Origin of the sequence: Tissierella sp., assembly GCF_052089545.1 — a bacterium.
Taxonomy (GTDB): Bacteria; Bacillota; Clostridia; order Tissierellales; family Tissierellaceae; genus Tissierella_A.
In genome coordinates this window covers 1-7,817 of record NZ_JBQDAA010000106.1, presented here as the reverse complement: position 1 = coordinate 7,817, position 7,817 = coordinate 1, and the positions used below count along the sequence as shown (strand labels likewise).

General features: G+C 31.9%; 7 protein-coding genes and 1 pseudogene. All 8 read left to right on the top strand.

Annotated elements, in window-relative coordinates:
* On the top strand, window positions 1–920 hold a 920-nt coding region (gene mtnK / locus ACTHW2_RS08365; RefSeq protein WP_442263491.1), incomplete at its 5' end, for an S-methyl-5-thioribose kinase.
* A gap of 81 nt (window positions 921–1,001) precedes the next feature.
* Window positions 1,002–2,054, top strand: a complete 1,053-nt coding sequence (locus tag ACTHW2_RS08360) for an S-methyl-5-thioribose-1-phosphate isomerase (RefSeq protein ID WP_442263490.1) — start codon at window positions 1,002–1,004, stop codon at window positions 2,052–2,054.
* A gap of 30 nt (window positions 2,055–2,084) precedes the next feature.
* Window positions 2,085–2,726, top strand: coding sequence for an L-fuculose-phosphate aldolase (locus tag ACTHW2_RS08355; protein WP_442263489.1), 642 nt, complete (start codon window positions 2,085–2,087; stop codon window positions 2,724–2,726).
* A gap of 24 nt (window positions 2,727–2,750) precedes the next feature.
* The gene (locus ACTHW2_RS08350; protein WP_442263488.1) at window positions 2,751–3,911 is read left to right on the top strand and encodes an iron-containing alcohol dehydrogenase; all 1,161 of its coding nucleotides are present in this window, start codon (window positions 2,751–2,753) and stop codon (window positions 3,909–3,911) included.
* Window positions 3,912–4,096: 185 nt separating this feature from the next.
* Window positions 4,097–4,753, top strand: a complete 657-nt coding sequence (locus ACTHW2_RS08345) for an L-fuculose-phosphate aldolase (RefSeq protein WP_442263487.1) — start codon at window positions 4,097–4,099, stop codon at window positions 4,751–4,753.
* On the top strand, window positions 4,707–5,492 hold the full coding sequence (locus ACTHW2_RS08340; protein WP_442263486.1) for a GntR family transcriptional regulator: 786 nt from the start codon (window positions 4,707–4,709) through the stop codon (window positions 5,490–5,492). The genes ACTHW2_RS08345 and ACTHW2_RS08340 overlap by 47 nt, the downstream gene beginning before the upstream one ends.
* Window positions 5,493–5,546: 54 nt before the next feature.
* Window positions 5,547–6,584: an S-methyl-5-thioribose-1-phosphate isomerase gene (mtnA, locus tag ACTHW2_RS08335; RefSeq protein ID WP_442263485.1), complete on the top strand. Its 1,038-nt coding sequence runs from the start codon at window positions 5,547–5,549 to the stop codon at window positions 6,582–6,584.
* A gap of 11 nt (window positions 6,585–6,595) precedes the next feature.
* Window positions 6,596–7,780: pseudogene (locus ACTHW2_RS08330) on the top strand (trans-sulfuration enzyme family protein).
* The last annotated feature ends 37 nt before the right edge of the window (window positions 7,781–7,817 follow it).

Genomic DNA, 7,817 nt, shown 5'->3' with positions numbered 1-7,817 from the left:
TTTATGACCCGGTAATGTGTGCTATATCTATGGAAGATATAGGAGGCCATGAAAACTTAAGGCTGGAACTGTTAAAAGGTCAAGTATTTCCAAAGTTTGCAGACCAAATTACTACTTTTATAGTTAATGCATTGCTTCCAACAACTGATTTAGTAATGGATTCAGGGGAGAAAAAGGATATGGTAGCAAAGTATATAAACAAAGATTTGTGTAAGATTTCAGAAGACCTTGTATTTACTGAGCCTTATATAGACTATAAAGGAAGAAATATAGTGATAGAAGAAAACCTAGACTTTATAAAAAGGGAAATTTATGAAGATAAAGATTTAATATTAGAAGCGGGTAAATTAAAAAATAACTTTATGAATAATGCTCAAGCCCTTATACATGGAGATCTTCACTCGGGTTCTATATTTTTAAATAAAGAATCAACAAAGGTTTTAGATCCAGAGTTTGCATTTTATGGACCTATAGGATATGACCTAGGAAATGTAATCGGAAATATATTTTTTGCCTGGGCTAATATTTACTTTACAAGAAAGGATTCTGATTCAAAAGAATTTTTAGACTGGGTTGAAAAGGCTATAGAAGATATAGTAAGCCTTTTTAAAGAAAAATTTATTAAGCTTTATAAAGATATAGTAAAAGATGTAATGGCAAAAGAAGAAAAGTATATGGAATGGTATTTAGAATCTATTTTAAAAGATACAGCAGGTTCAGCAGGACTTGAAATAATTAGAAGAGTCGTAGGGGATTCTAAGGTTCTAGATATAACGGGTATAGAAGATACAAAAGATAGGGTTAAAGTAGAAAAGGTTCTTTTATTAACAGCAAAAGAATTTATTAAAGATAGGGATGGTATATTAAGTGGAAAAGCATATACTGATATATTTAAAAAACATCTAAAAGATTTTAAATAGTATATGGAAGATTAATACTTTTACAAATAAGATGAAAATTTATAAAAGCACAACTATATTACACAACAAGGAGAGATGGCTATGATAAGAAATGATAAAGGTTTAGCTTTTATGCTTCAATATGAAAATGTAGCATGGTATGAAGATGGAGCTGTTAAAATATTAGATAGAAGGATTTATCCAACTAAGGTAGAGTTTGTAACTTGTAAGACTCATCAAGAGGTAGCACAAGCTATAACTGACATGGTTACTCAAAGTGCTGGTCCTTATACTGCAGCTAGCATGGGTATGGCATTAGCAGCTTATGAATGTAAGGATATGGGAGTAGAAGAGCAAATTAAATATTTAAAAGAGGCTGCTAACACTTTATCAAATGCTAGACCTACTACTTCTGCTAGAATGAGTCAGATAACAGCAGGGTGTTTAGAAGAAGCTAAAAAGGCTATGGAAAATGGTAAGAAAGTAGATGAAGCCATATTTCTATATACAATAGATTCTTTAAACAGAAGATATTCTATTATGGAAAAGGTTGGGGAGAACCTTGTAGACGTATTTCCAAACAAAGGTAATGTTATGACACAATGCTTTGGTGAGACTATAGTTGGTATGATGCTTAGAGTTTCTAAAGATAGGGGAAAAAATATAAAGTTATTTGTTCCGGAGACAAGACCATATTTTCAAGGTGCTAGACTTACAGCAAGTGTTGCCCAGGACCAAGGTTTTGACACTACAATAATAACTGATAATATGCCGGCCTTAGTTATGCAAACTAAAGGAATAGATGTATTTACTTCAGCAGCAGATGTAATTTGTTTAGATGGTCATATAACTAATAAAATAGGAACATATCAAATAGCAATTGTTGCTAAATATCATGGAGTACCATATTTTGTAACGGGTATACCAGATAAGGGACACGATACTGTAGATACAGTTACTATAGAAGAAAGAAATCCTCAAGAAGTATTGGAAGCAAGAGGTGTACAAAATGCACTAGAAGGAGTTAAGGGATATTATCCATCATTTGATATCACACCGCCGCATTTAATAAGTGGTGTTGTAACTGATAAACGTGTATATACTCCATATGAACTTCATAGTTATTTTGATACAAAAGTAGAAAAATTTTATTAATAGGTAAACTTTAAAAAAGGAGTGGAAGTTATGCGAATGATGAAAGAAAGAGAAGCTATTGTAGCTCATGGTAAAAAAATGCTTACAAATGGTTTGACTACAGGGTCAGGCGGAAATATAAGTATTTTAAATAGAGAAGAAGGCCTAGTTGCTATAAGTCCTAGTGGTTTAGATTATTTTGAAACTAAAGTAGAAGATATAGTTATAGTAGATATGGAAGGTAAGGTGGTTGAAGGTAATCTTAAGCCTTCAAGTGAACTGGGTATGCATTTAATATTTTATAATAATAGAGAAGATGCAAATGCTATTGTTCACACTCATTCAAAGTATGCAACTGCAGTTTCTTGTATGGGATGGGATTTAGAGCCTGTTCATTATCTTGTAGGATTTGCAGGGCTTGATGTAAAATGTGCAAAGTATGCAACTTATGGTTCAAAGGAGCTTGCCCAAAATGCACTAGAAGCAATAGGAAATAGAAATGCTGTATTATTAGGTAATCATGGTTTAATAGCACTTGGATCTGATATACAAAGAGCATTTTCAACTGCAGAACATTTAGAGTTTGTTTCTGAAATATTTTGTATAACTAAAGGACTAGGTAAGCCAAATATAATAAGTGATAATCAGATGGAAGATGTTTTAAAGAAATTTAACACTTACAGTTATAGATAAAGTTATAAAAGGAGAGTTTAATATATGAATAGTTTTTTTTATTACAATCCGACAAAGATAGAGTTTGGGAAAGATTCAGTAGAACAACTAAGTAAACTTATAGGGGATAATCATAAAAAAGTATTACTTCACTATGGTGGAGGTAGTATAAAAAGAAGTGGTCTATATGATAAGGTTATAAAAATTTTAGAAGATAAAGAGATTGAAGTTTTTGAACTTGGTAAAGTAGAGCCAAATCCTAAACTTACACTAGTAAGAGAAGGTATAGAAATATGTAAAAAAGAAAATATAAGCTTTATTCTTGCAGTAGGTGGGGGAAGTGTAATAGACTCTGCAAAAGTAATGGCAGTAGGAGTAGAGTATGAAGGAGATGTATGGGACTACTTTACAGGAAAGGCAGATATTGAATCAGCACTTCCACTTGGAGTTGTCTTAACAATACCAGCTACTGGAAGTGAGTCAAGTCCAAACGCTATAGTTACAAATGAAGATGGTATGCTTAAGATGGGTATAGAGCATGACTCCATCAGGCCTGAGTTTGCTATATTAAATCCAAAGCTTACCTTAACTCTTCCAACAAAGCAAACATTTGCTGGAGTAGTTGATATAATATCACATGTACACGAAAGATACTTTACAAATACTGAAAGAGTAGAACTAACTGATGGTCTATGTGAATCTACTATAAGAACAGTTATGAATAATGGATATAAACTTAAAAAAGACCCTATGGACTACCATGCTAGAGCGGAAATAATGTTAAGTGGTACAATGGCTCATAGTGGGATCTTGGGACTTGGAAGAGAAGAAGATTGGGGAAGTCATAGAATAGCTCATGAAATGACAGCCTTATATGGTACAACTCATGGTCAAACACTATCTATAGTACTGCCTGCCTGGATGAAGTATGTATATAAAGCAAATGTAGATAAATTTGTACAATTTGCAAAGAATGTATTTCATGTGGAGGATATGGAAACTCCAGAAGAGACTGCCTTAGAAGGAATAAAGAGATTCGAGAAGTTTTTAAAGGATATGGATATGCCTATTAGCTTTACAGAGGCCAATATACCTACAGATGAATTTGAGCTTATGGCAGAAAAAGCTAGTAAGGGAGATATTGTAGGCAAATTTAAAAAATTAGATAAAAAAGATATAGTAAATATATTAGAACTTTGTAAGTAATAATATTTTATAGAGAAAATCCAACAAGAAATTGTTGGATTTTCTTAAAAAGTTGATAGAGATTTTTAAAATTAGAAGTATGTCTAAAGCTGTAAAATATTGACAGAAAACTGCTAATATGCTAAACTTAAAGTGACTTGTCAGTTGTCTGACAAGTGAATGAAATAAAAATAGGTGGTGCTTTTATGTTATTAGAAAAAGAGAGAAAAGAAATAGTAGAATATGGTAAAAAACTTATCCAAACAGGACTTACAAAAGGAACAGGTGGAAACTTAAGTGTATGTAATAGAGAAGAAGGCTTAATGGCTATAAGTCCTTCAGGTATTGATTATTTTAAAATAAAGCCAGAAGATATAGTAGTTTTAGATTTACAAGGAAATCTAGTAGAAGGAGACAAGGAGCCTTCTAGTGAACTTGAAATGCATAGAATATTTTATGCAAATAGAGATGATATAAATGCAATAATCCACACTCATACTATATATGCAACAACTATTGCTTGTTTAAACTGGGAACTTCCAGCAGTTCATTATATGTTAGCTTTAGGTGGACTGAATGTTAGATGTGCTGAATATGCAACATATGGTACAGATCAATTAGCTAAAAATGCTTTTGAGTCTATGAAAGATAGAAATGCAGTACTCCTAGCAAACCATGGTCTATTAGCTGGTGCACCAGATTTAGCAAATGCATTTAATACAACTGAAGAAATTGAATACTGTGCTGAACTTTACTATAGAACTAAATGTATAGGAGAACCAGTTATTCTTCCAGAAGAAGAAATGACTATGATGCTTGAAAGATTTAAAACATATGGACAAGTTAAAACTGACGAACAATAGTAAAATGAGAATAAAAGAAAAAAAGATACCTTTAAGTAGAAAAGCTAAGGCCAAGATAATTCAGTATATAAATAAAAACAAACTTAAGGGTGATGAAAGGCTTCCTTCAGAAGCTGAACTTATGAAGATGTTAGGAGTAAGCAGGTATACAGTAAGAGAAGCTCTTGCTTTACTGGAGCAAGAGAGATGGATATATAGGGTTCAAGGTAAGGGAACTTATGTTAGTGAAGGCCCTAATATAGAGATACAAGCTGGCTTAGAAAAGTTAGATAGTATTACAGAGATTATAAAAAAGTTTGGACATGTTCCAGATACAAAGTGGATAAGTATTAAAGAGATATCTCCAAGTGAGGATATGGTAGATAAACTTAAAATCAAAAAAGAAGATAAGGTTGTAAGATTTGAAAGAATAAGAATGGCTGATGATAAGCCTTCAGCTTATCTAATAGATACTGTGCCTAAAAAGATATTAAATAATATTGTGCCAAAAAAAATAGAAGGCGAATCTCTATTTAAATATTTAAAAAAATCGTTTGGAATTGGAGTAGAATATGCAAGTGCAAATATAATACCAGTTTTACCAAGTGAAGATATGAAAAAATATTTAAAGGTAAAAGGAGATCTACCTTTTTTACTACTTCATCAGGTTCATTATGATGAGCATGATAAGCCGGTATTCTATTCTTTTGACTATTTTGATCCACAAGTATTTAAGTTTAAAGTTAACAGAAGAAGATAAGTAAAATAAATTTATTAGAAAAATATTTCTTAAAAAATAAATGGAGGTAAAAAAATGAAAAATATTAATACTATTGAATTTAAAGATAATATATTATATTTAATTGACCAAAGAGTACTTCCTGTAAAAACAGAATTTTTTGCATGTAAAGATTATAAAGAGGTTGAATTTGCAATAAGAGATATGGTAGTTAGAGGAGCTCCAGCTATAGGAGCTACTGCTGCATATGGTGTAGTACTTGCTGCTAATGAATTTAAAAATGAAGAAAAAGATGTATTTTTGAAAAAAATGGAGGAGGCTCTAGATTTTTTAAATAGATCTCGTCCTACAGCTGTAAATTTAATGTGGGCTATTAAGAGAATGAAAGAGCTTATAGAAGAAAATAAAGATCTTGCAAATAGTGAAATAGCTCAAAAAATTCTTAAAGAAGCAGAAACTATATACAATGAAGATATAGAAACAAATAAAGCTATGGCTAGACATGGAAATGAAATAGTTGAAAAAGGTGCTACTATCTTAACTCATTGTAATACAGGTGCACTTGCAACTGTAGAATATGGAACTGCTCTTGGAGTTATAAGGGAAGCTCATAATACAGGAAAAGATATATTTGTATATGCAGATGAAACTCGTCCAAGACTACAAGGTGGAAAATTAACTGCTTGGGAGCTAGTGCAAGAAGGCATACCAGCTAAACTTATAGTAGATAGTGTGGCAGCAACTTTAATAAGAGATGGTAAAATAGATGTAATCTTAACAGGGGCAGACAGAGTTGCTAACAATGGTGATGCTGCAAATAAGATAGGAACATTTATGCTTTCTGTAATAGCTAAAGCTTATAATGTGCCTTTCTATATAGTAGCTCCAACTACAACCATTGATTTTGAAATGGAAAGTGGAAAAGGTATAGAGATAGAAGAAAGAGATGGGGAAGAAGTAACTCATATAAATGGAAATAGAATAGCTCCAGAAGGTATAGAAGTCTACAATCCAGCATTTGATGTTACACCTCATGAAAATATTACTGGAATTATAACAGAAAAAGGGATTATAAGAGCTCCATTTAAGGAAAATATTGCTAAATTGAAATAGGAGGAATATATATGACTGGAGACTATAAATTTGCTACTAATAGTATACATGGAGGGGCAAAGGAAAAGAATGCTAAAAATGCATTAAATCCTCCAATATATCAAACTTCTACCTTTTTATTTGATAGTTTAGACCATGTAGATAAGGTTATGTCTTTCGAATCTGATGACTATGTTTATACTAGGGGCAACAATCCAACTTTAAGATTATTTGAAGATAGAATGGCATTATTAGAAGGAGGCGTAGGTGCAGTCGCTTTTTCTTATGGAATGGCAGCTATTAGTAGTGTAATTTTTTAATTTTTAAAGCCTGGTGACAATATAATCCTTCATAAGACAATATATGGTACAAGCTATGATATGGCTACAAAACTTTTACCTGATTATAATGTTGAATATAAAATTACAGATTTAACAGATCCAACTAGTCTTGAAAGTGTGATAGATGAAAATACAAAACTTCTATATTTTGAATCACCATCAAATCCAGATTTATCAATAGTAGATATTGAAAGGGTTGCAGATATTGCAAGGAAAAAGGGTGTTAAGGTTGTTGTAGACAATACATTTGCATCTCCATATTTTCAAAACCCCTTGAAACTCGGTGCAGATGTAGTTGTTCACAGTGCAACAAAATATATTTCTGGACATGGTGATGTTATAGGTGGAGTAGCTGTAGCAAAGGATGAAAAGTATCTAGATAGTTTGAGATTTGAATATATGAGCGAGTTTGGAGGAGTTATGAGTCCTTTCAACGGATGGTTACTATTAAGGGGCTTAAAGACTCTTAAAATAAGAATGAAAGAACACGAATCAAATGCAATCAAAGTTGCAGAATTTTTAAATAATCATCCTAGGGTAAAAACCACTATGTATCCAGGACTTCCAGACTTTAAGGGTCATGATATAGCAAGGAAACAGATGAGAGGTTTTGGTGCTATGATTGCCTTTGAACTAGATGGAAACCTAGAAGAAACTAAGAAGTTTATAGATAGTGTTAAGCTTACCCAACTTGCAGTTAGTTTAGGAGATTGTGAAACTTTGATAGAAGTTCCTTCTCTTATGACTCATAGAGGATTCCCTAAAGATAAATTAAAGGATTTTGGACTTACTGAAGGAATGATAAGACTATCAGTTGGTCTAGAAGATGCAGAAGATATTATAAAAGATTTAAAAGATGCACTTGAAAATTTATAAAAACATATTAAAGATTAGAAGATATATCTTCTAATCT

What these genes read in the sequence shown, in the direction of transcription:
- ACTHW2_RS08360 (WP_442263490.1), top strand. Translation starts at nt 1,002, where the DNA reads ATGATAAGAAATGATAAAGGTTTAGCTTTTATGCTTCAATATGAAAAT.
- ACTHW2_RS08355 (WP_442263489.1), top strand. Translation starts at nt 2,085, where the DNA reads ATGCGAATGATGAAAGAAAGAGAAGCTATTGTAGCTCATGGTAAAAAA.
- ACTHW2_RS08350 (WP_442263488.1), top strand. Translation starts at nt 2,751, where the DNA reads ATGAATAGTTTTTTTTATTACAATCCGACAAAGATAGAGTTTGGGAAA.
- ACTHW2_RS08345 (WP_442263487.1), top strand. Translation starts at nt 4,097, where the DNA reads ATGTTATTAGAAAAAGAGAGAAAAGAAATAGTAGAATATGGTAAAAAA.
- mtnA (WP_442263485.1), top strand. Translation starts at nt 5,547, where the DNA reads ATGAAAAATATTAATACTATTGAATTTAAAGATAATATATTATATTTA.